This window comes from Streptomyces sp. NPDC043685, assembly GCF_056436585.1.
Map to the genome: position 1 here is coordinate 184506 of NZ_JBWKCH010000001.1, position 26803 is coordinate 211308.

At 72.4% G+C, this 26803-nt stretch carries 24 protein-coding genes and 1 pseudogene; 14 read left to right on the forward strand and 11 right to left on the reverse strand.

The window, feature by feature from the left end:
• Nucleotides 1-2 precede the first annotated feature (2 nt).
• Entirely contained in the window at nucleotides 3-506 is a 504-nt protein-coding gene (locus tag AC0665_RS00885) for a DUF6668 family protein (RefSeq protein ID WP_478704195.1), read from the reverse strand.
• Nucleotides 507-665: 159 nt separating this feature from the next.
• On the opposite strand from AC0665_RS00885, the gene AC0665_RS00890 reads away from it, so the two are divergent.
• Nucleotides 666-2126, forward strand: coding sequence for a tetratricopeptide repeat protein (locus AC0665_RS00890; protein ID WP_478704196.1), 1461 nt, complete (start codon nucleotides 666-668; stop codon nucleotides 2124-2126).
• Between the two features lie 16 nt (nucleotides 2127-2142).
• Here the strand turns inward: AC0665_RS00890 and AC0665_RS00895 are convergent, their stop codons facing one another.
• A complete protein-coding gene (locus tag AC0665_RS00895; RefSeq protein ID WP_468406552.1) occupies nucleotides 2143-3093 on the reverse strand; it encodes a M28 family metallopeptidase in 951 nt (316 codons plus the stop codon).
• A gap of 152 nt (nucleotides 3094-3245) precedes the next feature.
• Nucleotides 3246-3719, reverse strand: a complete 474-nt coding sequence (locus AC0665_RS00900; protein ID WP_478704197.1) for a VOC family protein — start codon at nucleotides 3717-3719, stop codon at nucleotides 3246-3248.
• A 21-nt stretch (nucleotides 3720-3740) separates the two neighbouring features.
• On the opposite strand from AC0665_RS00900, the gene AC0665_RS00905 reads away from it, so the two are divergent.
• Nucleotides 3741-4364 carry a CGNR zinc finger domain-containing protein gene (locus AC0665_RS00905; RefSeq protein ID WP_478704198.1) on the forward strand — a complete coding sequence of 208 codons (624 nt, stop codon included), beginning with the start codon at nucleotides 3741-3743 and terminating at the stop codon, nucleotides 4362-4364.
• Here AC0665_RS00905 and AC0665_RS00910 read toward each other — a convergent pair.
• A complete protein-coding gene (locus AC0665_RS00910) occupies nucleotides 4351-4800 on the reverse strand; it encodes a winged helix-turn-helix transcriptional regulator (protein WP_468635425.1) in 450 nt (149 codons plus the stop codon). The genes AC0665_RS00905 and AC0665_RS00910 overlap by 14 nt on opposite strands.
• Before the next feature lie 167 nt (nucleotides 4801-4967).
• Here AC0665_RS00910 and AC0665_RS00915 point away from each other — a divergent pair.
• Nucleotides 4968-6047: pseudogene (locus tag AC0665_RS00915) on the forward strand (MFS transporter); the annotation flags it as partial.
• A gap of 80 nt (nucleotides 6048-6127) precedes the next feature.
• Here AC0665_RS00915 and rarD read toward each other — a convergent pair.
• Together rarD and AC0665_RS00925 are read right to left on the reverse strand one after the other, a co-directional pair.
• Nucleotides 6128-7141: an EamA family transporter RarD gene (gene rarD / locus AC0665_RS00920; RefSeq protein WP_478605263.1), complete on the reverse strand. Its 1014-nt coding sequence runs from the start codon at nucleotides 7139-7141 to the stop codon at nucleotides 6128-6130.
• A 120-nt stretch (nucleotides 7142-7261) separates the two neighbouring features.
• On the reverse strand, nucleotides 7262-8116 hold the full coding sequence (locus tag AC0665_RS00925; protein WP_468406561.1) for an SDR family oxidoreductase: 855 nt from the start codon (nucleotides 8114-8116) through the stop codon (nucleotides 7262-7264).
• 91 nt (nucleotides 8117-8207) lie between these two features.
• Here AC0665_RS00925 and AC0665_RS00930 point away from each other — a divergent pair, with 91 nt between their 5' ends.
• Nucleotides 8208-8588 carry a winged helix-turn-helix transcriptional regulator gene (locus tag AC0665_RS00930; protein ID WP_468406562.1) on the forward strand — a complete coding sequence of 127 codons (381 nt, stop codon included), beginning with the start codon at nucleotides 8208-8210 and terminating at the stop codon, nucleotides 8586-8588.
• Between the two features lie 74 nt (nucleotides 8589-8662).
• Here the strand turns inward: AC0665_RS00930 and AC0665_RS00935 are convergent, their stop codons facing one another.
• The 5 genes from AC0665_RS00935 to AC0665_RS00955 all read right to left on the reverse strand — a co-directional run bounded on the left by AC0665_RS00935 (nucleotide 8663) and on the right by AC0665_RS00955 (nucleotide 15953).
• On the reverse strand, nucleotides 8663-9742 hold the full coding sequence (locus AC0665_RS00935) for a 2-oxoacid:ferredoxin oxidoreductase subunit beta (RefSeq protein ID WP_363121017.1): 1080 nt from the start codon (nucleotides 9740-9742) through the stop codon (nucleotides 8663-8665).
• Nucleotides 9735-11663: a 2-oxoacid:acceptor oxidoreductase subunit alpha gene (locus AC0665_RS00940; RefSeq protein ID WP_478704199.1), complete on the reverse strand. Its 1929-nt coding sequence runs from the start codon at nucleotides 11661-11663 to the stop codon at nucleotides 9735-9737. Before AC0665_RS00940 ends, AC0665_RS00935 begins: the two co-directional genes overlap by 8 nt.
• Before the next feature lie 161 nt (nucleotides 11664-11824).
• On the reverse strand, nucleotides 11825-12496 hold the full coding sequence (locus tag AC0665_RS00945; RefSeq protein ID WP_363121019.1) for a response regulator transcription factor: 672 nt from the start codon (nucleotides 12494-12496) through the stop codon (nucleotides 11825-11827).
• 215 nt (nucleotides 12497-12711) lie between these two features.
• A complete protein-coding gene (locus AC0665_RS00950; RefSeq protein WP_478704200.1) occupies nucleotides 12712-14073 on the reverse strand; it encodes a sensor histidine kinase in 1362 nt (453 codons plus the stop codon).
• A gap of 656 nt (nucleotides 14074-14729) precedes the next feature.
• The gene (locus AC0665_RS00955) at nucleotides 14730-15953 is read right to left on the reverse strand and encodes a sensor histidine kinase (RefSeq protein WP_478507450.1); all 1224 of its coding nucleotides are present in this window, start codon (nucleotides 15951-15953) and stop codon (nucleotides 14730-14732) included.
• Nucleotides 15954-16175: 222 nt separating this feature from the next.
• Between AC0665_RS00955 and AC0665_RS00960 the strand changes: the two genes are divergently transcribed.
• The 10 genes from AC0665_RS00960 to AC0665_RS01005 are packed head-to-tail and all read left to right on the forward strand — an operon-like array spanning nucleotide 16176 to nucleotide 26706.
• Nucleotides 16176-16583: an NADH-quinone oxidoreductase subunit A gene (locus AC0665_RS00960; protein ID WP_030234112.1), complete on the forward strand. Its 408-nt coding sequence runs from the start codon at nucleotides 16176-16178 to the stop codon at nucleotides 16581-16583.
• On the forward strand, nucleotides 16574-17197 hold the full coding sequence (locus AC0665_RS00965; RefSeq protein WP_478704201.1) for an NADH-quinone oxidoreductase subunit B: 624 nt from the start codon (nucleotides 16574-16576) through the stop codon (nucleotides 17195-17197). The genes AC0665_RS00960 and AC0665_RS00965 overlap by 10 nt, the downstream gene beginning before the upstream one ends.
• Complete coding sequence (locus AC0665_RS00970; protein WP_478704202.1) at nucleotides 17194-18939, forward strand: NADH-quinone oxidoreductase subunit C; 1746 nt, start codon at nucleotides 17194-17196, stop codon at nucleotides 18937-18939. The genes AC0665_RS00965 and AC0665_RS00970 overlap by 4 nt, the downstream gene beginning before the upstream one ends.
• Nucleotides 18936-19904 carry a complex I subunit 1/NuoH family protein gene (locus AC0665_RS00975; protein ID WP_468635440.1) on the forward strand — a complete coding sequence of 323 codons (969 nt, stop codon included), beginning with the start codon at nucleotides 18936-18938 and terminating at the stop codon, nucleotides 19902-19904. Before AC0665_RS00970 ends, AC0665_RS00975 begins: the two co-directional genes overlap by 4 nt.
• Before the next feature lie 2 nt (nucleotides 19905-19906).
• On the forward strand, nucleotides 19907-20572 hold the full coding sequence (locus AC0665_RS00980) for a 4Fe-4S binding protein (protein ID WP_363121026.1): 666 nt from the start codon (nucleotides 19907-19909) through the stop codon (nucleotides 20570-20572).
• The gene (locus AC0665_RS00985; protein ID WP_478605252.1) at nucleotides 20569-21207 is read left to right on the forward strand and encodes an NADH-quinone oxidoreductase subunit J family protein; all 639 of its coding nucleotides are present in this window, start codon (nucleotides 20569-20571) and stop codon (nucleotides 21205-21207) included. Before AC0665_RS00980 ends, AC0665_RS00985 begins: the two co-directional genes overlap by 4 nt.
• Nucleotides 21207-21614, forward strand: coding sequence for an NADH-quinone oxidoreductase subunit NuoK (gene nuoK, locus AC0665_RS00990; RefSeq protein ID WP_363121028.1), 408 nt, complete (start codon nucleotides 21207-21209; stop codon nucleotides 21612-21614). The genes AC0665_RS00985 and nuoK overlap by 1 nt, the downstream gene beginning before the upstream one ends.
• The gene (locus AC0665_RS00995) at nucleotides 21611-23605 is read left to right on the forward strand and encodes an NADH-quinone oxidoreductase subunit 5 family protein (RefSeq protein WP_478605249.1); all 1995 of its coding nucleotides are present in this window, start codon (nucleotides 21611-21613) and stop codon (nucleotides 23603-23605) included. Before nuoK ends, AC0665_RS00995 begins: the two co-directional genes overlap by 4 nt.
• A gap of 6 nt (nucleotides 23606-23611) precedes the next feature.
• Nucleotides 23612-25186, forward strand: a complete 1575-nt coding sequence (locus tag AC0665_RS01000; RefSeq protein ID WP_478605246.1) for a complex I subunit 4 family protein — start codon at nucleotides 23612-23614, stop codon at nucleotides 25184-25186.
• The gene (locus AC0665_RS01005; RefSeq protein ID WP_468406578.1) at nucleotides 25183-26706 is read left to right on the forward strand and encodes an NADH-quinone oxidoreductase subunit N; all 1524 of its coding nucleotides are present in this window, start codon (nucleotides 25183-25185) and stop codon (nucleotides 26704-26706) included. Before AC0665_RS01000 ends, AC0665_RS01005 begins: the two co-directional genes overlap by 4 nt.
• The last annotated feature ends 97 nt before the right edge of the window (nucleotides 26707-26803 follow it).

Below are 26803 nucleotides of genomic sequence, written 5' to 3' on the forward strand. Positions count from 1 at the left end.
CGTCAGCGGGGGACTCCCGTCAGCCGGGCCAGGTCAGCCGTCTCGCGCGGCGGAGCACCCGGTGCGCCGAGCCGCCAGGACGTCACCCACGGCACGCGGTACACGTCGATGACCGACTCCAGGGACCTGACCCGCTGGGCCAGCGGGCGCGGCAGCCGGCCCGGGGCGTCCGCCACGAGGACGACGGCGTCCAGGTCGAGCCCCGGCGGAGCCTGACCCCGCCGGAAGAGCTCCACCGCCCCGGCGACCGAGTCCAGCCCTGCCGCGTGCGTCCGGGCGACCAGCAGCACCGACGGGGGATCGCCGGGCCGGGGCCAGGACCGGCCGCTGTCATGGCCGCCGTAGACCGCGGCGAGGGTGGAGACGCCCGCGCCGCCGTGCGTGCCGACGAAGGAGAAGCGCCGCCCCGCCGCATGGGCGTGCGCGGGCTCCGGCGGCCCCGCATCCGGGGTGGTCACCGGTCCGCGCAGCCAGATCTCCGGACCCTGTCGCATGCCTGTGTGCATGCCCCTCTCCTCCCTCGTACGCCCGCACCTCATGCCCTCCGCCACGACCGCGCCGGGGCCGGCGGCCCTTGGGACGAGCCTGTGACACCGTGGTGACGTGAGAAACGGGGGCGAGCGGACACACTCGACAGTAGGTGTACGACGCCCAGTGAGGGGACGATGTCGCGACTCAGCCGCGAGAAGAAGCGGGAACAGAAGCAGGCCGCACGCGCGGCGACCCCGGCGGCGCCGATCGACGTCCACGTCCCCGGGCCCGGAACGGACGCGGAAGGGGGAGCCGGCGGGATGTCCGGCGGTGCCTTTGTCGGCGGCGTCGTCGTCCACGCGGCCCCCGGTGAGGAGATCCAGCGGGCCGTCCTGAACCGGCTCCACCACATCGCCCTCGCCACCGGCCACCCCGTCCTCGCAACGATCCACGACGAGCGCATCGGCTACGTCGTCCCGCTCCAGGTCGACCCGGACGGCTCCAGCCGCTTCACGGCCGAGCCGATCGCCACGACCCCGCCGGCACGGCAGCACCCCGGGAGCGACGCCGCTCCGACGCCGCCCGTGCGTCAGCAGGCCGGCGGAGGTCTCCCCGCGCCGCCGTCACCGCAGCACGCCGGGAGCGACGCCGCACCGTCACGGCCGGCACCGCACCACGCCCGGAACGACGCCGACGTGATCCCGGCCGGACCGCAGCACCTCCGAAGCGGTGGCGCCGCGACCTCGCCCGAGCCGCAGCCCGCACCGCCCGCGCCGGGTGACAGCGCCACGCACGTGCTGCGTCGCGCGTCGGGGCCCGCTCGGGGCTCGACCCCGACGTTCCCGCTGCGGGCGGTTCCCGAGCCGCAGCCGGCCGATGAACCCGTGCCGACGTTCGAGCTGCGGGCCGTACCGGAGGTCACGGAGCCCGCGCCCGAGGACGCGCCACCGGCCCCGGGTCCGGCGACGCCGCCCGGTACCGTCGCGCCGCCCGTCGGTGCGTTCGGGCCGCCCCCGCCCATGGACGCGAGGCCCCTGCCGGTCCCCGAAGCCCCTCCGGCTCCGCGGGCCCGACCGGTCCCCGAGGACGCTCTGCTCGCCGCCGACCCCGACCCCAAGCCCACGCCCCCGCGCGGTTTCGACGCCGTCGCGGAGGCCGTGCTCGGGGACGAACCCCTCACCGCCCCGGGCGATCCCGCCGCGCCCGCGCTCCTCGCGGAGCCGGTCGGGCGGATCAACGAGGCGGTGAAGGAGGGCCGGATCGACTCCGCCGCCCAACTGGCCGAGCAGACCGTCGCGCAGGCGTCGGGGACGCTGGGGCCGGAGCACCCAGAGGTGCTCCGGCTGCGCGAACTCAGCGCGTACATCGCCTACTTGGCGGGTGACCCGCTCCGTGCCTGCCGGCTCTCGCTCGACCTGGCCGGCGCCCGCCGCCGGGCCGGCGACGCGGAGGCCGCCTACGGCAACGTGGAGAGCGCGGCCACCGCCTGGCGCGCGGTGCGCGACCCGGCACTGGGGCTGGAACTGGGGCGCGACCTGATCGGCCTGTGGACGGAGCTCGCCGCCGAGGACGGCCCGGCCGCCGAGGAGGTCGAGCAACTGGAGTCGGCCCGCGCCCGCATGGGCCGCCTCACCGAACGCGCCCGCAGGCAGTAGGCGTGGCCCGCGAGGGCTACTCCGACAGCTCCCACACCGCGTACGCGAGGGCGTCGCTGTTGCGGTTCAGGGCGGTGTCGTTGATGTTGGCGATGGTGTCGCAGGAGGAGTGGTAGCAACGGTCGAAGGCCCGGCCGGCCGTTCCGCCCCACTTGGCCGCCTGCGCCGACGTCATCGTCCGGCTGGCCCCGGTGAACAGACCGCCCACCGGCACGCCCGCGCTCTTGAAGGGCGCGTGGTCGGAGCGCCCGTCGCCCTCGGTCTCGATCTCGGTCGGGACGCCGATGCCGCCGAAGTAGTCCTTGAAGGTCTTCTCGATCGCCGGGTCGTCGTCGTAGACGAAGTAGCCCGGGTTCGGCGAGCCGATCATGTCGAAGTTCAGATAGGCGCTGATCCTCGAACGGTCGGCGGTGGTGAGCCGGTTGACGTAGGAGCGGGAGCCGACCAGGCCGAGCTCCTCCGCGCCCCACCAGGCGAACCGCAGGTGCTTGGTGGGTTTGTACTGCGCCCGGGACACCGCCAGGGCGGTCTCCAGGACGGCGGCCGAGCCGGAGCCGTTGTCGTTGATGCCGGGCCCCGAGGTGACGCTGTCGAGGTGCGAGCCGGCCATCACGACCTGGTTCGCGTCGCCGCCCGGCCAGTCGGCGATCAGGTTGTAGCCGGTGCGGCCGGAGGCGGTGAACTGCTGGATGGTGGTGGTGTATCCGGCCGCGTCCAGCTTGGCCTTCAGGTAGTCGAGCGAGGCCTTGTAACCGGCCCGGCCGTGCGCCCGGTTGCCGCCGTTGGCGGTGGCTATGGACTGCAGCTGGGACAGGTGGGCCTTGACGTTCGCCACGGGTATGTCCGGCGCGGCGGCCGCTCTGGAGGGAGCGGGGGACGCGGCGTCGGCCACGGCACCGCCGGTCAGGAGCACGGCTGTCGCCATGCCTCCCGCCGCGACGGCGCGCGCGGAAACGGAGAGCTTCATGTGGGGGCTCCGGATTCCGTCGGGCGGCCCGTGGGGTGTCCACGGGCCGCCCACAGTGAATGGGGTGCCTGGATGGTGAAGCTGGGACTGACTCTCCGTCAAGGTCCGTATTCGGCCAGGGCGTTACGGAGTGCGGGTCTGCGCAGCCGGTGTCACTGCACGCAGAACTCGTTGCCCTCCGGGTCCGCCATGAGCGCCCACTCGCCGCCCTGCTCCTTCACCCGCCGCAGCACACTCGCACCGAGCCCCTCCAGCCGTGCGACCTCCTCGTCGCGCCGCCCCTCGCCCGGGTGCAGATCCAGATGCAGCCGGTTCTTGACCGTCTTCTCCTCCGGCACCCGCTGGAACAGCAGCCGCCGCCCGAGCCCGGTCCCGCTCTCCTCGTCGAACGGGTCCCCGGGGTGCCGTACCGCGATCAGGTCCCGGAAGGCGCGCCGGCCGTGGAAGTCGACCGTGGCCTCCTCCGGCAGGGCGCCGAAGCCGAGCAGCTTCCCGATCAGGACGCTGTTGTCCTCGACCTCGTAATGGAGGGCGGCGGCCCAGAACTCGGCCTGGGCGTGCGGGTCGCTCGCGTCGATGACGACTTTGAAGTGCACGGGCGCGGGTGAGGCGGGTGTCTGCGACATGTAACCAGTTATACTGGTTAGGTGAGTGGACGCGCAGGGGAAACGCCGGACCGCCCGCCCGGCCTGACGCTGGTCTCGCACGAGGGCAAGCCCTACCGCTTCGACCCCGGCACCCTGTGCCTGGAGCTGACGGCCACGGGCGGCCCGGGCGCCTTCGCCCGCTGGGAAGTGCTGCACGAACCTTCCGACCTGATCACCTGGGCCGGGCGCAGCCGGCTGCCGGACGGTCTCGACCTCACCGTCTCCATCGCGGAGCTGGAACGGGTGCGCACCCTGCGCGACGCCGTGTTCCTGCTCGCCGCCGCCTGGGCCCACGGCCGCCCCCTGGAGGCCGCCCACCTGGACGTCGTCAACGCCGCAGCGGCCGGGCCCCCGCTGGTCGCCCGTATCGAACCCGGCGGCATCCGCTCCTGGGCGCCGGGCGCGACCGGCGCCCACCTGCTCTCCACCGTCGCCCGCGACGCGATCGACCTGTTCACCGGGCCCTTCGCCGACCGGGTGCGCGAGTGCGGCGCCCACGACTGCCGGCTGCTCTTCGTCGACACCTCACGCCCGGGCCGCCGCCGCTGGTGCGCGATGGAGCACTGCGGCAACCGCGAGAAGGTCCGGGCGCACCGCGCCCGCCACGCCCCTACGAAGCCGTAGTCTCCGCGTCCTGGGCCACGCGGGTGTCGTAGGCCGTCCGCGCCGCCGCGATCTCCTCCTGGTGCTTCTCCGTCCAGGTCACCAGGGACTGGATCGTGGTGTGCAGCCCTCTGCCGAGGGAGGTCAGCTCGTAGTCGACCCGCGGCGGCACCACGGGGTGCACCGTCCGCTTCACCAGGCCGTCCCGCTCCAGCGAGCGCAGGGTCACCGTCAGCATGCGCTGGCTGACCCCGTCGATCTCCCGGCGCAGTTCGGTGAAGCGCAGCCGCCGGTTCTCCAGCAGCGCGATGACCAGCAGCGACCACTTGTCGGCGATCCGGTCGAGGATCTGCCGCACCTGGCAGTCCTCCCGGGTGTCCCACTGGAAGGGATCGGCGTCGCCGTGCTCCACGGTGCTCTCGCAGTGACTCGGTGACTTCGAAGTGCCTTCTTCCATGTCTGTCGATGCTGCCGCAGGGTGGGCTGTGGTTACAAGAGGGAACCGACCCTCACTTGCGTAACCGCCCCTGACCGGAGGAGTGTTGACTCATGGGCACCCGTGCCTGGGCGCTGCTGCTCGTTCTGTGCGGAACGATCTTTCTCGAAGGCATCGACGTCGCGATGATGGCGGTGGCGATCCCGGCCGTCCGCGCCGATCTCCACCTGACCACCGGCACCGCGGCGTGGGTGATGAGCGCCTATGTGCTCGGCTACGCCGGCTTCACTCTGCTCGGCGGCCGGGCCGCCGACCTGCTCGGCCGGCGGCGGATGTTCCTGCTCTGGCTGACCGTCTTCCTCGCCTTCTCGGGGCTCGGCGGCCTGGCCACTGAGGGCTGGATGCTGATCGTCGCCCGGTTCGTCACGGGCGTCGCCGCCGCGTTCATGACCCCGGCCGCGCTCTCCCTGATCACCACGTCGTACGAGGAGGGCCCGCAGCGCAACAAGGCCCTGCTGGTCTTCGCCGGAACGGGCGCGGCCGGTTTCTCCCTCGGCCTGGTCGTCGGCGGACTGCTCACCGAGATCGGCTGGCGCTGGGTGTTCTTCGCGCCCGTCCTGCTGGCCGCCGCGCTGCTCGTCACGGCCGTACGCCTGATCCCCGGGCGCGACGCCCCGCCGCGCCGCCGGCGCACCTTCGACCTGCCCGGCGCGATCACCGCCGCCGGTGCCATGCTGCTGGCCGCCTACACCGTCGTCCGCCTGGAGCACGGCCTGCACGACTGGCCGCTCACCCTGGTCTCGGGCCTGGCGGCCGTGCTCCTGGCCGGTGCCTTCGTCGTGGTCGAGCGCCGCTGCCCCGACCCGCTCGTCCGGCTCGCCCTGCTGCGCAAGGGCCCGGTGGTGCGTGCCGACCTGGGGGCGCTGCTCTTCCTCGGGGCGTTCTTCGGCTTCCAGTTCGTCGTCACGCTCTACTTGCAGGAACTGCGCGGCTGGTCGTCCCTGCAGACGGCGGTCGCCCTGGTCGTCATGGGCATCGACGCCGTCCTCGCGCCGACGCTCACACCCAGACTGGTCACCCGCTTCGGCAACGCCCGGGTGATCACCGGCGGTTTCGTCCTGGCCGTGGCCGCGTACGCGCTGTTCCTGCCGGTCGGCATGGACTGGTCCTACGCCATGATGTTCCCGACCCTGCTGCTGTCCGGCTTCGCGTTCGCCCTGGCCTACGGGCCGCTGACCATCGCGGCGACGGACGGGGTCGCGGGGGCGGAGCAGGGTCTGGCGGGCGGGCTGCTGACCACTGCCACCCAGTTCGGTTCGGCGATCGGCATCTCGGCGGTGACCGCGGTCTACGGCCTGGCGTCCACCGGGTCCGGTCCCGAGGCCACGCTGTCGGCGTTCCGCGCGGCACTGACCGTGCCGGTCGCCCTGGTGGTGCTGGGCACGCTCATCTCGCTGGTGAGTGTGCGCGAGGCCCGGCGGGCGGCGCGCAACGCGTCCCAGGTGAGCAGCGTCAACGCCAGCCAGACCAGCGCGAACCCGGCCCAGCGCTCCGGCGGCATCTCCTCGTGGAAGTAGAAGATGCCGAGCAGGAACTGCAGGACCGGCGTCGAGTACTGCAGCAGGCCGATGGTGGACAGGGGCACGCGGATGGCGGCCGCGCCGAAGCAGACCAGGGGGAGCGCGGTGACGATGCCGGCCGAGGCCAGCAGCGCCGCGTGCCCCGCGCCCTCACCGGTGAAGGTGGAGCCGCCCCGCGCGGTCAGCCAGGCCAGGAAGGCGAGGGCGGGCAGGAACTGGATCGCGGTCTCGGCGGCCAGCGACTCGATGCCGCCGAGGCCCACCTTCTTCTTCACCAGCCCGTAGGTGGCGAACGAGAAGGCGAGGCAGAGCGAGATCCACGGGGGGCGGCCGTAGCCGACGGTCAGCACGACGACCGCGGCGCAGCCGGTCCCGACCGCCGCCCACTGCACCGGACGCAGCCGCTCCTTCAGCAGCAGCACCCCCATCGCGATGGTGACCAGCGGGTTGATGAAGTACCCGAGCGAGGCCTCGACGACGTGCCCGGAGTTCACGGCCCAGATGTACAGGCCCCAGTTGACGGTGATGACCGCCGCGGCGACCGTGATCAGCGCCAGTTTGCGCGGTTGCCGCAGCAGCTCGCCGGCCCAGGCCCAGCGGCGCAGCACCAGCAGGGCGGCGCCCACGAAGACCAGCGACCACACCATCCGGTGGGCCAGGATCTCCGCCGCGCCGGCCGGCTTCAGCAGGGGCCAGAACAGGGGGACGAGGCCCCACATCCCGTAGGCCGCGAAGCCGTTCAGCAGTCCTATGTGCCGCTCACCCCTCGGCTTGCCGGTCACGGGCCCTCCTTCGCGCCTGGCGTGTGTCCGCGTGCTCGACGGTAACGCCGGGCGCCCCCGGCTGTCATGCCCGTATCGGCATACGGTCATGACAGTCCGGGGGTGGCGGGGCGAGACGGGTCAGCTCTTGAGCGCCGCGGCGATGGCCTCGGAGAACGGGGTGGTGGGGCGGCCGGTCAGCCGGGACAGGTCGCCGCTGGAGACGACCAGTTCGCCCTTCTCGATGGAGGCGTCCACACCCGCGAGGATCTGCGCGAACGGCTCGGGCAGGCCGGCGCCGGTCAGGATGCCGACGAGGGCCTCGGGGGAGACGGCGTGGTAGGCGATCTCCTTGCCGGTCTGCCGGCTCAGCTCGGCCGCGTACTCGGCGAAGCTCCAGGCGGTGTCGCCGCCCAGCTCGTACGTCGTGTTCTCGTGCCCCTCACCGGTCAGCACGGCGACGGCGGCGGCGGCGTAGTCGGCGCGGGCGGCCGAGGAGACCTTGCCTTCGCCGGCCGCGGCGACGACCGCGTTGTGCTCCAGCACCGGGGCGAGGTTCTCGGTGTAGTTCTCGTGGTACCAGCCGTTGCGCAGCAGGGCGTAGGGCACACCGGAGTCCAGCAGGAGCTCCTCGGTGCCGCGGTGGTCGTCGGCGAGCGCGGCGGTCAGGGTGCCCGGGGCGCTGGTGTAGGCGAGCAGGGCGACACCGGCGGCCCTGGCGGCGTCGATGACGACCTTGTGCTGCTGCACGCGGCCCTTGTCGAACTCGTTGCCGGAGATCAGCAGCACCTTGTCGCCGGCGGAGAACAGGCCGTCGAAGGAGGAGGGCGTGTTGTAGTCGGCGAGCGCGATCTTCACCCCGCGGGCCGCGAAGTCGGCGGCCTTCTCCGCCGTCCGCGCGACCGCGGTGATCTGCTCGGCGGGGACCTTCTCCAGCAGCTGCTCCACGACGTGGCGGCCGAGCTGTCCGGTGGCTCCGGTGACGATGATGCTCATGGCGAGGACTCTCCTTGTGGGGTGCGTTGGCACTAACCCTAGGAGATGCGCTAACTCTTGGAAAGTACCTACTTTGAAGTAAGGTACTGGCATGGCGGTAAGTGACAACGAAGCCCTCTGCCCGTACCGGCTGGTCCTGGAGCATGTGACCAGCCGCTGGGGCGTGCTCGTCCTCGTCGAGCTCCTGGACCGCCCGTACCGGTTCAGCGAGCTGCGCCGGGCGATCGGCTCCTACGGTGGCCGGGGCGTCAGCGAGAAGATGCTCACCCAGACCCTCCAGACGCTGGAGCGCGACGGCATGGTCCACCGCGACGCCAGGCCCGTCATCCCGCCGCGCGTCGACTACTCCCTGACGGACCTGGGCCGCGAGGCGGCCGAGCAGGTGCGGGGGCTCGCGGCGTGGACGCACCGGCGGATGGACGACGTGGAGAAGGCGAGGCGGGCCTACGACGAGGCCCGGGCCGCTTCCTGATCGGTACGACAAGGCCCGGGCCGCCTCGTAGCGGTCCGGGCCTCTCGGTCTCGGCCTCTCGGTGTCGCCGTTGCTCAGCCGACGACCGTCCACGTGTCGCCGCCGGCCAGCAGTGCGCCCAGGTCGCCCTTGCCGTGCTGCTCCACCGCGGTGTCGAGCTGGTCGGCCATCTGGGTGTCGTAGACGGGCCGGTCGACCGAGCGCAGCACACCGATCGGCGTGTGGTGCAGGGTGTCCGGATCGGCCAGCCGGGACAGCGCGAACGCCGTGGTCGGGGACGGGGAGTGCGCGTCGTGGACGAGCACCTGGTCCTCGTTGTCCGGCGTCACCGCCACCACCTTCAGATCACCGGTGAGCGGGTCCCGCACGACGCCCTTGCCCTGGTCCGCGCCGAAGCGGATCGGCTTGCCGTGCTCCAGCCGGATCACGGCGTCCTCGGCCTGCTGCTTGTCCTTCAGCGCGTCGAAGGCGCCGTCGTTGAAGATGTTGCAGTTCTGGTAGATCTCGATCAGGGCCGTGCCCTGGTGGGCGGAGGCCTGGCGCAGCACCTCGGTGAGGTGCTTGCGGTCGGAGTCCACCGTCCGCGCCACGAACGACGCCTCCGCGCCGATCGCCAGCGACACCGGGTTGAAGGGCGCGTCCAGCGAGCCCATCGGCGTCGACTTGGTGATCTTCCCGACCTCGGAGGTCGGCGAGTACTGGCCCTTGGTCAGGCCGTAGATCCGGTTGTTGAACAGCAGGATCTTGAGGTTGACGTTGCGCCGCAGCGCGTGGATCAGGTGGTTGCCGCCGATCGACAGCGCGTCGCCGTCACCGGTGACCACCCACACCGACAGGTCCCTGCGCGAGCTCGCCAGCCCCGTGGCGATGGCGGGCGCGCGGCCGTGGATGGAGTGCATCCCGTAGGTGTTCATGTAGTACGGGAAGCGGGAGGAGCAGCCGATGCCCGAGACGAAGACGATGTTCTCCTTCGCCAGCCCCAGCTCGGGCATGAAGCCCTGCACCGCGGCGAGAATGGCGTAGTCGCCGCAGCCGGGGCACCAGCGCACTTCCTGGTCGGACTTGAAGTCCTTCATCGACTGCCTGCCCTCGGCTTTGGGGACCAGGGACAGTGCCTCGACGGTGCGGGTGCCTGTCGTGGACGTCTCAGCCATCGATGGCCTCCTTCAGAGCCGCGGCGAGCTGCTCCGCCTTGAACGGCATGCCGTTGACCTGGTTGTACGAGTGCGCGTCGACCAGGTACTTCGCCCGGATGAGCGTGGCGAGCTGCCCGAGGTTCATCTCGGGGATCACCACCTTGTCGTAACGCTCCAGCACGGAGCCCAGATTCCGCGGGAAGGGGTTGAGGTGGCGCAGATGCGCCTGCGCGACGGACTCCCCGGCCCGGCGCAGCCGCCGCACCGCCGCCGTGATCGGCCCGTACGTCGAGCCCCAGCCCAGCACCAGCGTCCTGGCCCCGTACGGGTCGTCCACCTCGATGTCCGGGACGTCGATGCCGTCGATCTTCGCCTGCCGGGTGCGCACCATGAAGTCGTGGTTGGCCGGGTCGTAGGAGATGTTGCCCGAGCCGTCCTGCTTCTCGATGCCGCCGATCCGGTGCTCCAGACCCGGCGTGCCCGGGATCGCCCAGGGGCGCGCCAGCGTCTGCGGGTCCCGCTTGTAGGGCCAGAACACCTCGGAACCGTCGTCCAGCGTGTGATTCGGGCCCTGCGCGAACTGCACCCGCAGGTCGGGCAGCTCCTCGACGTCCGGGATGCGCCAGGGCTCGGAACCGTTGGCCAGATAGCCGTCGGACAGCAGGAACACCGGCGTCCGGTACGTCAGCGCGATCCGCGCCGCCTCCAGCGCGGCGTCGAAGCAGTCCGCCGGGGTGCGCGGCGCGACCACCGGCACCGGTGCCTCGCCGTTGCGCCCGTACATCGCCTGGAGCAGGTCCGCCTGCTCGGTCTTGGTGGGCAGACCCGTCGACGGGCCACCGCGCTGGATGTCCACGATCAGCAGCGGCAGCTCCAGCGAGACCGCGAGACCGATGGTCTCCGACTTCAGCGCCACCCCCGGACCGCTCGTCGTCGTCACGGCCAGCGACCCGCCGAAGGCAGCGCCCAGCGCGGCCCCGATGCCGGCGATCTCGTCCTCCGCCTGGAAGGTCCGCACACCGAAGTTCTTGTGCCGGCTCAGCTCGTGCAGGATGTCGGAGGCCGGAGTGATCGGGTACGACCCCAGATACAGCGGCAGATCCGCCTGCCGCGAGGCGGCGATCAGCCCGTAGGACAGGGCGAGGTTGCCGGAGATGTTGCGGTAGACACCCGGCGGGAACGCCGTGGCGGCCGGGGCGACCTCGTAGGAGACCGCGAAGTCCTCCGTCGTCTCGCCGAAGTTCCAGCCCGCCCGGAAAGCCGCGATGTTGGCCGCCGCGATATCGGGCTTCTTGGCGAACTTCGACTTCAGGAACTTCTCCGTGCCCTCGGTCGGCCGGTGGTACATCCAGCTCAGCAGACCCAGCGCGAACATGTTCTTGCTGCGCTCGGCCTCCTTGCGGCTGAGGTCGAACTCCTTCAGCGCCTCGACCGTCAGCGTGGTCAGCGGCACCGGGTGCAGGTGGTAGCCGTCCAGCGAGCCGTCCTCCAGCGGCGACGTCTCGTAGCCGACCTTCTGCATCGCACGCTTGGTGAACTCGTCCGTGTTGACGATCACCTCGGCGCCGCGCGGCAGGTCGCCGATGTTCGCCTTCAGGGCCGCCGGGTTCATCGCCACCAGCACGTTCGGCGCGTCGCCGGGGGTGAGGATGTCGTGGTCGGCGAAGTGCAGCTGGAAGGACGACACACCCGGCAGCGTCCCCGCGGGCGCCCTGATCTCGGCCGGGAAGTTCGGCAGGGTCGACAGGTCGTTGCCGAACGACGCGGTCTCCGAGGTGAAACGGTCACCGGTGAGCTGCATACCGTCACCCGAGTCCCCCGCGAACCTGATGATCACCCGGTCCAGGCGCCGGACGTCCTTCGCGCCCGCCGCTTTGCGCTGCTCCCCTGCGACTGCTCCGTCGGCCTGCTCCGCTGGGCTACTGACCTGGCTGGTCACTGAACTGGACCTCCCTCGAGGCGGCTGTCCGGGACAGGCCTTCCCGCAGGCCGTCCCAGGATCAACCCTACGACCGCAAGGGCCGCGTTCTTCGGGTCATTCGCATCTTGGACACGACTTTGGGACGGTTGTCCGTCCGGACTTGTCAGGATGTCCCGATGTCAGGAGTTGAGATACGTCAGCACCGCCAGGACCCGGCGGTGATCGCCCTCGCTCGGGGACAGCCCCAGCTTCAGGAAGATGTTGCTGACGTGCTTCTCGACCGCTCCGTCACTGACGACGAGCTGCCGCGCGATCGCCGAGTTCGTGCGTCCCTCGGCCATCAGCCCCAGCACCTCGCGCTCCCTCGGGGTGAGCCCCGCGAGCACGTCCTGCTTACGGCTGCGGCCCAGCAACTGCGCGACCACCTCCGGGTCGAGCGCCGTCCCGCCCTCGGCCACCCGCACCACCGCGTCCACGAACTCCCGCACTTCCGCGACCCGGTCCTTCAGCAGGTAACCGACGCCCCGGCTGGAGCCCGCGAGCAGCTCCGTGGCGTAGCGCTCCTCCACGTACTGCGACAGCACCAGCACCCCGAGCCCCGGGTGCGCCTTGCGCAGCTGCACCGCCGCCCGCACCCCCTCGTCCGTGTGCGTCGGCGGCATCCGCACGTCCGCCACGACCACGTCGGGCAGCTCGCCGGCCGCGTCCAGCTCGGTGATGGTCTTGATCAGCGCCTGGCCGTCACCCACACCGGCGACGACGTCGTGCCCGCGGTCGGTCAGCAGCCGGGTCAGGCCCTCCCTGAGCAGCACTGAATCCTCGGCGATGACCACTCGCACCCTGTCCTCCACGATGTCCGGCCCCCCACAGCCCGATGCCGCCCGTGCGCAGCCCACAACGGCTCCGCCCACCCGTGCGACGGGTCCAGCATTTCAGGGTCGGGCGGTGAATGGGGACGGGACCGTCTTCTTGCCCGGCCGATCGGGCGCGGGGGAAAAGCCCTGAGGCCGGGGGTGAAGCCCCCCGGCCCTGTCACAGCGCGCGGGGGCCGGGCCCCCGCCGACGGTCAGCGCACGTGCTGCCCCCGCCACGGCAGCTCGGCGGTCACCCGGGTCGGCCCGCCCGCCGGCGAGTCCACCACCAGGACCCCGTCCACCGCGTCGAGCCGCTCCGCGAGCCCCGCAAGCCCCGACCCCCGGGAAGCGTCGGCCCCGCCCACGCCGTTGTCCACGACCTGGAGCATCAGCCGGTTCTCCGTGCGCCACACCTCCACGCCCGCCCAGGTGGCCCGGGCGTGCTTGCTGACGTTCTGGAGCAGCTCCGACACCGTGAAGTACGCGATCCCCTCGATCGCCGGCGCCGGCCGCTCCGCCAGGTCGACCTCGACCCGCACCGGCACCGTGCACCGCGACGCCACCGACGACAGCGCCGCGTCCAGCCCCCGGTCCGTCAGCACCGCCGGGTGGATCCCCCGGGCCAGGTCCCGCAGCTCCTGGAGTGCCGTCTTCACCTCGCCGTGCGCCTCGTCCACCATCCGCGCGGCCGTCTCCGGGTCCTCGTGGAGCTTCTCCTTCGCCATCCCCAGATCCATGGCCAGCGCCACCAGCCGGGCCTGTGCCCCGTCGTGCAGATCCCGCTCGATGCGCCGCAGGTCGGCCGCGGCCGTGTCGACCACGACCCCCCGGTCGGACTCCAGCTCCACCACCCGCGAGACCAGCCGCGACGGCCCGAGCAGCCCGTGCACCATGAGCCGGTCCACCATCGTCAGCGCCCGCACGATCCACGGCGAGGCGATCGTGAACAGCAGACCCACCAGCGCGGTCACCGTGATCTCGAACGGGTTGTCGAGGTAGATCCGGTGCGCCCCGTCGCCGTACAGCTGGATCCCCCCACCGCCCGCGTACATCGGGAACACCCAGAACCACAGCGGATATGTCAGCAGCGCCAGGCCCAGCACCCAGACGTTCACGGCGACGACGAAGGAGAACACCGCCCAGGGCAGCTGGAGCACCGCGTAGAGCAGGGCCCGCCACGAGGCCCCGCTCTTGAGGACGGCCCCCATCCACGCCAGGGCGCCCGGCTTGCGCATCCGCAGCGGATCCGGCTCGGCCACCTCGAGACCCAGCAGCGCCCGCGCCCGCGCCCGCTCCAGCGCCCCGATCCCGCGGCACCCGGCGAGCGCCACCGCCAGCACCGGAACGCCCAGGAACGTGATCAACAGGCCCGCGCCCAGGGACACCGTCGTGACCGCGTAGGTGAACAGAAGGATGCTGATCGGCAGGCTGAGCAGCACGTGGGTGAGCTCCAGCCAGCTGCGGCGCTCGACCGGCGCCCGCAGCGCGGCGGGCAGCCGGCGCCACCGTTCGGCGCCCCCGGGGTATCCGGACCCGCTGTCCAGCCCGTATCCCTGTCCGTACTCCGTGGCCATCGGCGTCGTCCTTCTCCTCGTCCTACGGCTGTGCTCCGGTATCCCCACCCTCCTCCACGGCAGCGCACCTGACCATGGAGTCCGTCGGCGTCCGGGGAGGGGGGTTTTCCCTACCCGGGCCCTGGCCGGGCGGTGGCTGTGAGAACCGGCCCGGTGGGGCGGGCCGGGGAGGCGTGGCCTGCCCGAGTGCGGTGGCCCGGTACGGGCTTCGGGGACCTCTGGCCCGGCGGCTTGGCGACCTGGTGCGCTCTGGTGGGGCGGGGCCGGCGGTCCCGGCGTGCCAGGCGGGCAGGCGGGGGTTCGGCGCGGGCCGTTTTCGGTTCGGTCGGGCGGGACTGGCGGCCCGGTGTGCCAGGTGGGGGGCCGGGGGACCGACGTGGGCCGTGTTCGTCAGGGCCTTGCCGCCCGGCGTGCTCCGGTCGGACGGGGCGGCGGCCCGGTGTGCCCTGTGGGGCAGGCCGGGGTCGACGGGGGGCCGTTCATCGGGGCTTGCCGCCCGGCGCGCTTCGGTCGGGCGGGGCCGCGGTCCAGCGGGCCAGCGGGCAGGCCCGGGGTTCGGCGCGGGCCGTTTCGGGCGGGGGCGCCGGCCCGATGTGCCCTGTGGGGCAGGCCGGAGCGGGTGGCGCGGGCCGTCTCGGCCCGCGCCGGCCCGTCGTCTAGCGCACGCCCGTGCCGTCGGCCGCGTCGTCGCGGTGGCGCCAGGGCAGTTCCGCCGTGACCGTGGTCGGGCCGCCCAGGGGCGACTCCAGGACGAACAGACCGTCGACCGCGTCCAGCCGGTCCGCCAGGCCCTTCATCCCCGTCCCGCCGTCGAGGCTCGCGCCGCCGACCCCGTCGTCCCACACCTGGATGAGCAGCCGGGTGTCCGTCCGCCACACCTCCACCGAGGCCGCCTTCGCCCCACTGTGCTTGCTGACGTTCTGCAGCAGCTCGGAGACGGTGAAGTAGGCGATCCCCTCGATGGCCGCGGCCGGCCGCTCCGGCAGATCGACCGTCACCTTCACCGGCACCGTGCAGCGCGAGGCCACCGACGACAGGGCCGCGTCGAGCCCGCGGTCGGTCAGGACCGCCGGGTGGATCCCGCGCGCCAGGTCCCGCAGCTCCTGGAGCGCCAGCTTCACCTCACCGTGCGCCTCCTCGACCATCGCCGCCGCCGCGTCGGGATCCTCCAGCACCTTCTCCTTGGCCAGACCGAGCCCCATGGCCAGATTGACCAGCCGGGCCTGTGCCCCGTCGTGCAGATCCCGCTCGATGCGCCGCAGGTCGGCCGCCGCCGTGTCCACCACGACCCCCCGGTCCGACTCCAGCTCGGCGATCCGCCGCTCCAGCTCGTCGGAGGGCGACAGCAGGGCCCGCACCATGGCCCGGTCGGCGTTGGTCAGCCCCCGGGCGATGAACGGCAGCACCGGCCACAGCACGAACAGCGAGGTCAGCGTGACGGTGAACGTGAGGACACCCCACGGCAGCCGGATGAACTCGTAGAGGATCGTGCGCCAGCCCACCGGGTCCTTCAACTGCATCCACAGCCGCTGGAAGAACCCGCCCGCGCCGCGCAGCCGCAGCCGGCTCGGCTCGTCCACCCGCACCCCGAGCAGCGCCCTGGCCCGCGCCCGCTCCATCCTGCCCAACTGCCGCGCGCCCATGAGCCCGGCGGCGAGCAGCGGGAACCCGACCACCGTGACGGTCAGCCCGAAACCGGTGAACAGCACCGTCACGACGTAGGTGAAACCGAGCAGCGCGACCGGCAGGTTGGCCAGCAGGTGCGCGATCTCTTTCCAGGTGTGCCGGTCGAAGGCGAGCCGGGCGGGCGGCGGACGGTCGTCCGGCCCGGCGTCCTGCCGGGTCGCCGTCGTGCCCTGGGACGGGATGCGTTGGGTCATATGCGTTAGCGTGCCGGGCGGCGGGCGGCCGCGCCATGAGGTGGGCCGCCAGGATCCACTGAGGAAAACCCCACCCCCCTGTCCCGGGCGGTGACGGGCTGCTTACCCTGCCTTTATCAGGGCCTAGACTCCCGTGCGTACAGATCGTCGAACGGCGGCGTCCTGGTGAGCCGCGGCGTCGCGCAGGATCCAGGTCCGAGTTTCAGGGAGCGAGGGACGGACGTGCCGGAACCGACCGTCGTCACCACGACCGTCGTCGCGGCGGACTACTTCCAGTCCTATTCGGTCGTCGGACTGCTCGCCGTGGTGGGTGTGCTGTTCGTCGCCGTCGCCTTCGGGGCCGGCCGCCTGCTGCGACCCGTCGTCCCCACCCCGGAGAAGCTCCTCACGTACGAGTGCGGCGTCGACCCCGTCGGAGAGGGCTGGGCCCACACGCAGGTCCGCTACTACGTGTACGCCTTCCTCTACGTGATCTTCGCCGTCGACTCGATCTTCCTGTTCCCCTGGGCGACCGTCTTCGCCGCCCCCGGCTACGGCGCCGCGACCCTGGTCGAGATGTTCATCTTCCTCGGCTTCCTGGCCGTGGGCCTGCTCTACGCGTACAAGAAGGGCGTCCTGGCATGGACGTGAACCCCTCGGTGTCCGAGCCCGTACCGCTGCCCGAGCCCAAGCGGCTGGGCGCCCTGGCCCGCCTCGCCCCCGAGCCGATGAAGGTCGTCCTCAACTGGGGCCGCCGCTACTCGCTCTGGGTCTTCAACTTCGGCCTCGCCTGCTGCGCGATCGAGTTCATCGCCGCGTCGATGGCCCGCCACGACTTCATCCGGCTCGGCGTCATCCCCTTCGCGCCGGGCCCGCGCCAGGCCGACCTGATGGTGGTCTCCGGCACGGTCACGGACAAGATGGCCCCGGCGGTCAAGCGCCTCTACGAGCAGATGCCGGAACCGAAGTACGTCATCTCCTTCGGCGCGTGCAGCAACTGCGGCGGCCCCTACTGGGACTCCTACTCCGTCACCAAGGGCGTCGACCAGATCATCCCCGTCGACGTCTACGTCCCCGGCTGCCCGCCCCGTCCGGAGGCGCTGCTCCAGGGCATCCTCAAGCTCCAGGAGAAGATCGCCCGCGAGTCGCTGGGGGAGCGGTACGGCACCGGCGCCGGCCGTCCCTCCACAGCGGCCCTGCAAAGCGGTCTGGTGCAGCCGCCCGCCCCCACCGCGGGCACCGACTCGCCGGGGGAGGGACGATGACCGCCGTCGGCTGGCTGCCCGCCGGCGCCGAGGACCTCTTCGGTCCCGACGCCACCGCCGAGGAGTCCTACGAGGTCCTGACGGTCGACGTCCCGCCGGCTGCCTGGATCACCGCCCTGGAGACCGCCCGCGACCGGCTCGGGTGCACCTACTTCGACTGGCTGAGCGCGGTCGACGAACCGGGCACCGGCTTCCTCGTCGCCGCCCACGTCGCCGCGCTCTCCCCGGTACGGCGGCTCCTCCTGCGCACGACCGTGCCGCACGAGGCCCCCGCCCTGCCCTCGGCGATCGACGTGTACGCGGGCGCGGCCTGGCACGAGCGCGAGACGCACGAGATGTTCGGCATCGTCTTCGAGGGCCACCCGGCGCTGGACCACCTCCTCCTGCCCGAGAACTTCGAGGGCCACCCCCTGCGCAAGGACTTCGTCCTGGCCGCCCGCGTCGCCAAGGCGTGGCCCGGCGCGAAGGAACCGGGCGAGTCGGAACACGGCGGCCCCAAGCGCCGCCAGATGCTCCCGCCCGGCGTCCCCGACCCCAACGAATGGGGCCCCCTGAAGGGCCAACTCCCCCCTGCCCCCGCCCGCCCGGCCCGCGGCGCGACCCGCACGGCGGCCGACCGCCCGGCCCGAGCCGCGGCCCGCCCGGCCGGAGAACGCCCTCCACGCCGCACCCGCTCGGCATCAGAGGGCTCGGCGAGCCAGTCCCCGCAGGGGGAGTCGCCCGCCCCGACCTCGGCGGCCCCGGACCACTCCGTCGCCCCGTCGGGTGAGGCGCCTGCCGCGGCTTCGTCCAGCCGTGCTGGTCAGCCCGCGCCCGGCGAGCGGCCCGCCCCCGCTTCGCCCCGGCCGCGCCGCAACCGCTCGGTGTCGGAGGGCTCGGCGAGCCAGTCCCCGCAGGGGGAGTCGCCCGCCCCGACCTCCGCGGCCCCGGACCACTCCGTCGCCCCGTCGGGTGAGGCGCCTGCCGCGGCTTCGTCCAGCCGTGCTGGTCAGCCCGCGCCCGGCGAGCGGCCCGCCCCCGCTTCGCCCCGGCCGCGCCGCACCCGCTCGGCATCAGAGGGCTCGGCGAGCCAGTCCCCGCAGGGGGAGTCGCCCGCCCCGACCTCCGCGGCCCCGGACCACTCCGTCGCCCCGTCGGGTGAGGCGCCTGCCGCGGGGTCGGCTGGTCAGTCGGCGTCCAGCGAAGCGTCTGTTCCGGGCTCGGCGAGCCGGCCGACGTCTGGCCAGGCGCCTGCCGCAGAGGAAGCCGGTCAGCCCGCGCCCGCTTCGCCCCGGCCGCGCCGCAACCGCACGGCGTCGCAGGGCTCGGCAAGCCAGCAGCCCACGGCCCCGGCAACCTCGGACGCCCCGACAACATCGGGCACCCCTGCAACCTCCGCAACCTCGACGGCTCCAGCCACTCCCGCAACCCCGGCACCCCCGACCCACCGCCCCGACTCCGCAACCCCCGACCCGGAAGACGGCCCGAGCCGGCCCACCGCGTCCACACCCGGCGACAGCCGTCCCCGCAGCGCCCCGCGCAGCTCGGACGCCCCCTGGCACCACGCCCGCCCGGCCTTCGACGAACCGGCACCCGAACCGTCGCCGGAGACGGATCGACCACCGTCCCCCAACGCACCGGACGGGTCGGAGATCCCCGAGCCCACGGACGACGGCGCCGAGCCCACCAAGACTGCCGACACCCCCGACGCCCCCGACACCCCGAACACCACCTCCGAGGACCCCGAGGGAGGCCCGCAGTGAACGACGTGCTCGACGTCGCCCTGCGACTCCTGATCGTCTTCGTCGTGTTCCTCACCCTCCCCCTGGTCATCGGCCAGACCGAACACAAGGTGATGGCCCACATGCAGGGCCGCCTCGGCCCCATGTACGCCGGCGGCTTCCACGGCTGGGCCCAGCTGGTCGCCGACGGCGTGAAGTTCGCGCAGAAGGAGGACATCGTCCCCGCGGGCGCCGACCGCCGTGTCTTCCAACTCGCCCCGGCCGTCGCCCTCCTGCCCTACCTCCTCGTCCTGCTGGCGATCCCCGTCGGCCCCGGCGAGGGAGCCGTCGGCCAGGTCATCGACGCGGGCGTCTTCTTCGTGCTGGCCGTCATGGGCGTCGGCGTCCTCGGCTCCCTCATGGCCGGCTGGGCGTCCGCGAACAAGTTCTCCCTGCTCGGCGGCCTGCGCACCGCCGCCCAGCTTCTCGCCTACGAACTGCCAATGCTCCTGACCGCCGCCTCGGTGGCGATGGCGGCCGGCACCGTCTCCCTCCCCGGCATCCTCGACGCCTTCGAGTGGTGGTGGCTGCCCTGGCAGATCGTCGGCGCGATCGTCTTCTTCGTGGCCGGCCTCGCCGAACTCCAGCGCCCGCCCTTCGACATGCCCGTCGCCGACTCCGAGATCATCTTCGGCGCGTACACCGAGTACACCGGCCTCCGCTTCGCCCTCTTCCTCCTCGCCGAGTACGCCGGGATCGTCGTCCTGTGCGGTCTGACCACCGTCCTCTTCCTGGGCGGCTGGCACGGCCCCTGGGGCGCCGACGGCCTCGGCTGGGTCTGGACCCTGCTGAAGACCGCCGTCCTCGCGTTCCTCGTGATCTGGCTGCGCGTGACGTACCCCCGCCTGCGCGAGGACCAGCTGCAGAGACTCTCCTGGACCCTCCTCGTGCCCCTCTCCCTCGCCCAGATCGCCCTCACCGGAATCGTCAAGGTGGTGATCCAGTAACCATGGCCCCGATCCCAGGAAGTGGCCTGGCCAAGGGCCTGGCCGTCACCCTCCGCACGATGACGAAGAAGTCCGTCACCGCGCAGTACCCGGACGCCCAGCCCGAGCTGCCGCCCCGCTCCCGCGGTGTGATCGGCCTGTTCGAGGAGAACTGCACGGTCTGCATGCTGTGCGCCCGTGAGTGCCCGGACTGGTGCATCTACATCGACTCCCACAAGGAGACGGTCCCCGCGGCGACCCCGGGCGGACGCGAACGCAGCCGCAACGTCCTCGACCGCTTCGCCATCGACTTCTCCCTGTGCATGTACTGCGGTATCTGCATCGAGGTCTGTCCTTTCGACGCCCTGTTCTGGTCGCCCGAGTTCGAGTACGCCGAGACCGACATCCGCGACCTCACCCACGAGCGCGACAAACTCCGCGAGTGGATGTGGACCGTCCCGGCCCCGCCCGCCCTAGACCCCGGCGCGGAGGAACCGAAGGAACTCGCCGCCGCCCGCAAGGCCGCCGACAAACTGGCCGCCCAGCAGACCCCGCCGGCCACCACACCGCACGCCGACGAGCAGGCCCGCGCCGCCGAACAGCCCACCCGCCCGCAGGGCGACTCCAAGCAGCAGACCGACCAGCCGAAGCCGGGACGGCAGTCGCCGGGACAGGAGGGCTCGGAATGACCCTCGCCACGACCGCCGCTCTCCTCGCGGTCGGCCCGGCCAACGGGGCCGCCGCCGACACCCGCGGCTTCCTCTCCCCGACCGGCGTCGAGATCGCCTTCCTCCTCGTCGGACTGGTCACCCTCGGCGCCGCGCTCGTCACCGTCACCACCCGCCAACTGGTGCACGCCGCCCTGTGGCTGGTCGTCGCCCTCGGTGGCCTGGCCGTCGAGTACCTCCTGCTCACCGCCGAGTTCATCGCCTGGGTGCAGGTCCTCATCTACGTCGGCTCCGTCGTCGTCCTCCTCCTGTTCGGCCTGATGCTCACCAGGGCCCCCATCGGCCGCTCCCCGGACGCCGACTCGGGCAACCGCTGGGCCGCCCTCACCGTGGCCGTCGCCGCGGCGGCCGCCCTGGTCTGGGTCGTGGTCGACGCCTTCCGCGCGACCTGGATCGACCTGGACGGTCCCGCCGCCGGGTCCACCGAGGTGACCGGCGCGAGCCTCTTCCAGAACTGGGTCCTCCCCTTCGAGGCCCTCTCCGTCCTCCTCCTCGCCGCCCTGGTCGGCGCGATCGTCCTGTCCCGCAAGGCCAAGGCCGAGGCCACCACCCCGGGCGGCGCCGACACCCGGCGCGACACGGAAGGGGCACGCTGATGCACCTCGCCTATCCCGCCGTGCTCTCCGCCCTCCTCTTCTGCACGGGCCTGTACGGCGTCCTCGCCCGCCGCAACGCGATCCTGGTCCTGATGTCCGTCGAGCTGATGCTCAACGCCGTCAACCTCAACCTGGTCGCCTTCGACGTCTGGCTCAGCAAGACCGCCGAGGAGACCCTGCACTCCGGCCAGGCCCTGACCCTGTTCACCATCGCCATCGCCGCCGCCGAGATCGGCATCGGCCTGGCGATCGTCCTCGCCGTCCACCGCAACCGCGGCACCGCGGACATCGACAAGCTCCGCGACACCGCCGAACGGCACGACCCCGACGGCACCGACGGGCCCGGCCACGACGCCCGCACGGCCGGCCCGACCGACGAGGCCCAGAAGGCTGAGGCCACCGCGTGACCACGACCACCCTCGCCGTCCTCGTCCCCCTCCTTCCGTTCCTCGGCGCCGCCGCCGGCCTGCTCCTCGGCCGCACGGCCCCCGGCTTCGTCCGCCCGCTCGCCGTCCTGCCGACGCTCACCTCCCTGGTGCTCGCCGCGCTGGTCGCCTCGCGCCAGGGCGGCGACGCGGCCATCTCCTCGGCCACGGAACTCACCCCCACCGGCTCGGTCCCGATCGAACTGGCCCTGCACATCGACGGCTTCGCCGCCCTCGTCGCCGTCCTCGTCGGCCTCGTCGCCACCTGCGTGCAGATCTACTCGACGGGCTACCTGCGCGACGACCCGCGCTACCCCTCCTACGCCGCGCTCGTGTCGCTGTTCACCTCCGCGATGCTCCTGGTCGTCTACTCCGGCGACCTGATGGTGCTGCTGGTCGGCTGGGAAGTCATGGGCATCTGCTCCTACTTCCTCGTCGGCCACTACTGGGAGACCCCCGAGGCCCGCGCCGCCTCCCTCAAGGCCTTCCTGGTCACCAAGCTCGGCGACGTCCCCTTCCTCATCGGCCTGTTCGCCCTGGCCGGCGACGCCGGGTCCTTCCGCATCACCCGGATCCTCGGCACCGTCGCGAGCGGCGGGCTCGACCACCCGACGCTGATCGCCCTGCTGCTCCTCGCGGGCGTGGCGGGCAAGTCGGCGCAGTTCCCGCTGCACACCTGGCTCCCCGACGCGATGGCGGGCCCGACCCCCGTCTCCGCGCTGATCCACGCCGCGACGATGGTCGCCGCCGGTGTCTACTTCATCGCCCGTCTCCTCCCGGTCTTCGAGGCCTCCCAGGCCGCGATGGTGGTCATGGCCGTCATGGCCGCCGTCACCATGGCCGGCTCGGCCCTCGCCGCACTCGCGCAGGACGACATCAAGCGCGTCCTCGCCTACTCGACGATCGGCCAGCTCGGCTACATGACCGGTGCCCTCGCCGTCGGCGACCGTGGTGCCGCCGTCTTCCACCTCCTGTCGCACGGCGCCTTCAAGGCGCTGCTGTTCCTCGCGGCCGGCGTGATCATCCACGCCGCCGGCACCAACTCGCTGGCCGCCATGTCTCGCATGGGCAACCTGCGCGACCGCGTCCCCGACGCCTACTGGACGATGACCGTGGCGCTGCTCGCGCTCGCCGCGATCCCGCCCTTCAGCGGCTTCTTCTCCAAGGAGGCCGTCCTCGGCGTCGCCGAGCACGTCGTCACCGGACACACCGAGCACGCACCCGCCGCCGCGGGCTGGATCGTCCTCGTCGCCGGTCTGCTCACCGCCGTGCTCACCGCCGCCTACGCGATGCGCATGTGGCTGCTGGCCTTCCGGGGCCGGGGCGTGGAAGCCCCCGACCACGGACGGCAGCCGCTGACGATGACCGTCGTGCTGTGGGTGCTGGCCGTCCCCTCCCTGGCCCTCGGCGGGTTCGCCTTCCGCCTGCTGCCCGACTGGTTCGACGGCCGCGACCTCGCCCCGACCCTGACCACCTCCGTGCTCGGCACGGGCGTGGCCCTGATCGGCGGCATCGTCACCTACGCCGCCTGGCGGCACACCACCGCGCTCACCGCCCGCGTCCCGCTCGGCGCCGTCGCCGCCCACCCCCGGGGCGACGCCGCCCAAGTCGAGGCCGAAGCCATCGCCGCCCACGAGCTGGCCTATGGGGACATCGCCTACGCGCCGGACCCCGCGGACCCCGGACGGCTGCTGCTCGGCCCCCTGCACCGGCACGCCGCCGCCGGCTTCCACCTGGACGCCCTGTACACGGCCCTCTTCGTTCGCCCCGTCCAGGCCGGCGCGAGCCTCGTCCGGTTCCTCGACCGCGAGGTCGTCGAGACCTACGTGCGCGGTGCGGGTGCGCTGCCCCGCTGGCTCGGCGCCGCCGTACGGCGCGCCCAGACCGGCAACGTCCAGACCTATGTGAGCGCGCTGCTCGCCGGCACCGTCGTCCTCGCGGTGGCCGTCGTCCTCGTCGCCACGGGAGCGTGAGCAGGCGTGATCGATATCAACGAGTCCGTGATGCAGTTCCTTCTGGCGTTCGTCGTCGTCGGCCCGCTCCTCGGCGCCGCCGCGGCTCTCCTGCCCGCCCCGCCCGGACTGAAGGGGAAGTCACCCGAGCAGGCCGTGCTCCGGCACGGCGTCACCGTCACCGGCGCGGTCCTCATCGCGGCGATCGTCCTCGCGCTCGGCTTCGACCACGACCAGCCGTCGACGATGCAGGCCGGCACGGACATCAGCTGGATCCCCGCACTCGACGTGCGCATCCACCTCGGCATCGACGGCATCTCCCTCCCCCTTCTGGTCCTGACCGCGCTGCTGACCTTCCTCTGCGCGCTCTACTCGTACTTCAAAATGCCCGAAGGCCCGACTCCGAAGGCTTTCGTCGCCCTGCTGCTCGTCCTCGAGTCCGGCACGCTGGCAACCTTCGCCGTCCTCGACCTGCTGCTGTTCTTCCTCGCCTTCGAGATGGTCCTCATCCCGATGTACTTCCTCATCGCCCGCTGGGGCGGTGAGGGCCGCGGCCAGGCCGCGTGGCGGTTCATCCTCTACACGCTGCTCGGCTCCGTGGTCATGCTGCTCGGCCTGCTCCTGATCGGAATCAAGGCGGGCACGTTCGACATGATGGCACTCGCCACTGACAACGGCCGGTCCCTGACCACATCCGTGCAGGTCATCGCCGTTTTGGCGATCGGGCTCGGGCTCGCCGTGAAGACACCGATGTGGCCGCTGCACAGCTGGCTGCCCGACGCCCACACCGCCGCCCCGACCGTCGGCTCGGTCCTGCTGGCCGGTGTCCTGCTCAAGATGGGTACGTACGGATTCGTCCGGATCCTGCTCCCCGTCGCACCGGACGGATTCCGCACCTTCGCGCCCTACCTCGCCGCCCTCGCCGTCGTCGGCATCGTCTACGGATCGCTGGCCTGCCTGGCCCTCGCCAGACAGGGCGCGAAGGGCGACCTCAAGCGGCTCATCGCCTACTCCTCCGTCGGCCACATGGGCTTCGTCCTGCTCGGCATCTCGACGATGACCCCGACCGGCGTGAACGGCGCCCTGTTCGCCAACATCGCCCACGGCCTCATCACCGGCCTGCTGTTCTTCCTGGTCGGAGCGCTGAAGGACCGCACCGGCACCACCGACCTCGACACTCTCGCCGAGGAGACCGGCGCCGCCCTGTACGGCAAGGCCCCGCGCCTCGGCGGCCTGCTCGCCTTCGCCGCCGTCGCCTCGCTCGGGCTGCCGGGCCTGGCCGGGTTCTGGGGCGAGATGCTGGCCCTGTTCGGCGCGTTCCGGCCCGCCGAGGGCCTCAGCCGCCCCGCCTTCCTCACCTTCATGGCGATCGGCGCGTTCGGCACCCTGCTCACGGCCGCCTACCTGCTGATCGTGGTCCGCCGCGTCTGCATGGGCGCCCTGCCGCAGGACACCCCCCGGCTCGCCGACGTCCGCTCCTACGAGTTCGCGGCGTGGACGCCGCTCGTCGTCCTCACCGTCGTCGCGGGCCTGTGGCCCAAGGCCCTGCTCGGCCTGAGCGACCCGGCCGTCCAGCAGCTCCTCGCAGGAGGCACCCGATGAGCTCCCCGGCCCCGTCCCTGGCCGCGTCGCTGGTCCAGTCCGTCGACTGGCTCGCGATCGCACCGCCCACCCTCGCGGCGGTCGTCGGACTCGTCGTCCTGGTCGCCGACCTGTTCGTCGCCGAGCACCGCAAGGCCGTGCTCGGCTGGACGTCGGTCGCGGGCCTGGCCGCCGCCACGGCCCTGCTGCTCCCGCTGCTCGACGGCGATCGCGGCACCTTCTGCCTGGCCGGTGACGCCACCGTGTGCAGCTACACCGCCGACCGCTTCACCCTGGTCATCCAGTTCCTGGTGCTCGGCGGCGCCCTCCTCGCCGCCCTCCTGTCCGTCACCGCCCTGAAGGACGCCCGCAAGCAGCTCCCCGAAGGCGAGTACTGGTTCCTGCTGCTGTCCTCCGCTGCCGGCGCCGCCCTGCTGCCCGCCTCCCGCGACCTCGCGACCCTGATCGTCGCCCTGGAGGTCGCGTCCCTGCCCGCGTTCGCGCTGGTCGGCCTCAGGTACGGCGACCGGAAGTCCTCCGAGGCGGCCCTGAAGTTCTTCCTGTCCTCGGTCACGGCGACCGCGGTCAGCCTCATGGGCATCAGCTTCGTGTACGCGACCACCGGCACCCTCTACCTCACCCAGGTCGCCGACCGTGTCCAGCACGTCGACGGGCAGTTCCACACCCTCGCGCAGGCCGGCGTCGTCCTCACCCTCGTCGGCTTCGCCTTCAAGACGGCCGCCGTGCCCTTCCACTTCTGGGTGCCCGACACCTACGTCGGGGCGCCCCTGCCGATCGCGGCCTATCTGTCGGTCGTCGGCAAGGCCGTCGGCTTCAGCGGCCTGATCCTCGTCACCGTCGTGGCCCTCCCGTCGTACGCCGACGTCTGGGGCCCCGCCCTGGCGGTCCTGGCCGCGCTCACCATGACGGTGGGCAACGCCGGAGCCCTGCGGCAGCAGACCACGCGCGCGTACAGCGCGGTACGCTTGCTCGCCTGGTCCTCCGTCGGCCAGGCCGGCTACCTCCTGGTGCCGATCGCCGCCGCGGCCTACTCCGAGGACGCCGAGAAGTCGATCGGCTCCACCGTCGCCTACGCCCTGATGTACGGCGCCGTGAACCTGGGCGCCTTCGCCGTGGCCGCGCTGGTCGGCCGCACGAAGTCCCTCAACCGTGTCGCCGACTACCGCGGCCTCTACGCGTCGAGCCCGATGTCCGCGCTGCTCCTGGCGTTCTTCCTGCTCTGCCTCGCCGGACTGCCGCCGGGCATCATCGGCCTCTTCGCCAAGGTCACCGTCTTCTCGGCCGCCGTCGACGCCGGCCTCGGCTGGCTGGCCGTGATCATGGCCGTCAACGTCGTCGTCGCGCTGTTCTACTACCTCCAGTGGACCGCCCTGCTCTTCCGGGCCCCCGAGGGCGAACCCGGCAGGCATCGCGTCCCCGGCCCCGTCACCGCCGCCATCGCCCTCACCGGCGTCCTCGGCATCGCCCTGTCCGGCGCACCCCAGCTGATCCTGCGCTTCACCGACACCGGCCTCTTCTGAAGAGGCCGGGCTTCCCCGGAATCCGGCCGCTTACACCACGCGCGCGTGGGGCACCCGCCCCCACGCGCGCGTGCCGCTTCCCGGAGCCGTCACCCGG

What these genes read in the sequence shown, in the direction of transcription:
- AC0665_RS00885 (WP_478704195.1), bottom strand. Translation starts at nt 506, where the DNA reads ATGCACACAGGCATGCGACAGGGTCCGGAGATCTGGCTGCGCGGACCG.
- AC0665_RS00890 (WP_478704196.1), top strand. Translation starts at nt 666, where the DNA reads ATGTCGCGACTCAGCCGCGAGAAGAAGCGGGAACAGAAGCAGGCCGCA.
- AC0665_RS00895 (WP_468406552.1), bottom strand. Translation starts at nt 3,093, where the DNA reads ATGAAGCTCTCCGTTTCCGCGCGCGCCGTCGCGGCGGGAGGCATGGCG.
- AC0665_RS00900 (WP_478704197.1), bottom strand. Translation starts at nt 3,719, where the DNA reads ATGTCGCAGACACCCGCCTCACCCGCGCCCGTGCACTTCAAAGTCGTC.
- AC0665_RS00910 (WP_468635425.1), bottom strand. Translation starts at nt 4,800, where the DNA reads ATGGAAGAAGGCACTTCGAAGTCACCGAGTCACTGCGAGAGCACCGTG.
- AC0665_RS00925 (WP_468406561.1), bottom strand. Translation starts at nt 8,116, where the DNA reads ATGAGCATCATCGTCACCGGAGCCACCGGACAGCTCGGCCGCCACGTC.
- AC0665_RS00930 (WP_468406562.1), top strand. Translation starts at nt 8,208, where the DNA reads ATGGCGGTAAGTGACAACGAAGCCCTCTGCCCGTACCGGCTGGTCCTG.
- AC0665_RS00935 (WP_363121017.1), bottom strand. Translation starts at nt 9,742, where the DNA reads ATGGCTGAGACGTCCACGACAGGCACCCGCACCGTCGAGGCACTGTCC.
- AC0665_RS00950 (WP_478704200.1), bottom strand. Translation starts at nt 14,073, where the DNA reads ATGGCCACGGAGTACGGACAGGGATACGGGCTGGACAGCGGGTCCGGA.
- AC0665_RS00955 (WP_478507450.1), bottom strand. Translation starts at nt 15,953, where the DNA reads ATGACCCAACGCATCCCGTCCCAGGGCACGACGGCGACCCGGCAGGAC.
- AC0665_RS00965 (WP_478704201.1), top strand. Translation starts at nt 16,574, where the DNA reads ATGGACGTGAACCCCTCGGTGTCCGAGCCCGTACCGCTGCCCGAGCCC.
- AC0665_RS00970 (WP_478704202.1), top strand. Translation starts at nt 17,194, where the DNA reads ATGACCGCCGTCGGCTGGCTGCCCGCCGGCGCCGAGGACCTCTTCGGT.
- AC0665_RS00980 (WP_363121026.1), top strand. Translation starts at nt 19,907, where the DNA reads ATGGCCCCGATCCCAGGAAGTGGCCTGGCCAAGGGCCTGGCCGTCACC.
- AC0665_RS00985 (WP_478605252.1), top strand. Translation starts at nt 20,569, where the DNA reads ATGACCCTCGCCACGACCGCCGCTCTCCTCGCGGTCGGCCCGGCCAAC.
- nuoK (WP_363121028.1), top strand. Translation starts at nt 21,207, where the DNA reads ATGCACCTCGCCTATCCCGCCGTGCTCTCCGCCCTCCTCTTCTGCACG.
- AC0665_RS01005 (WP_468406578.1), top strand. Translation starts at nt 25,183, where the DNA reads ATGAGCTCCCCGGCCCCGTCCCTGGCCGCGTCGCTGGTCCAGTCCGTC.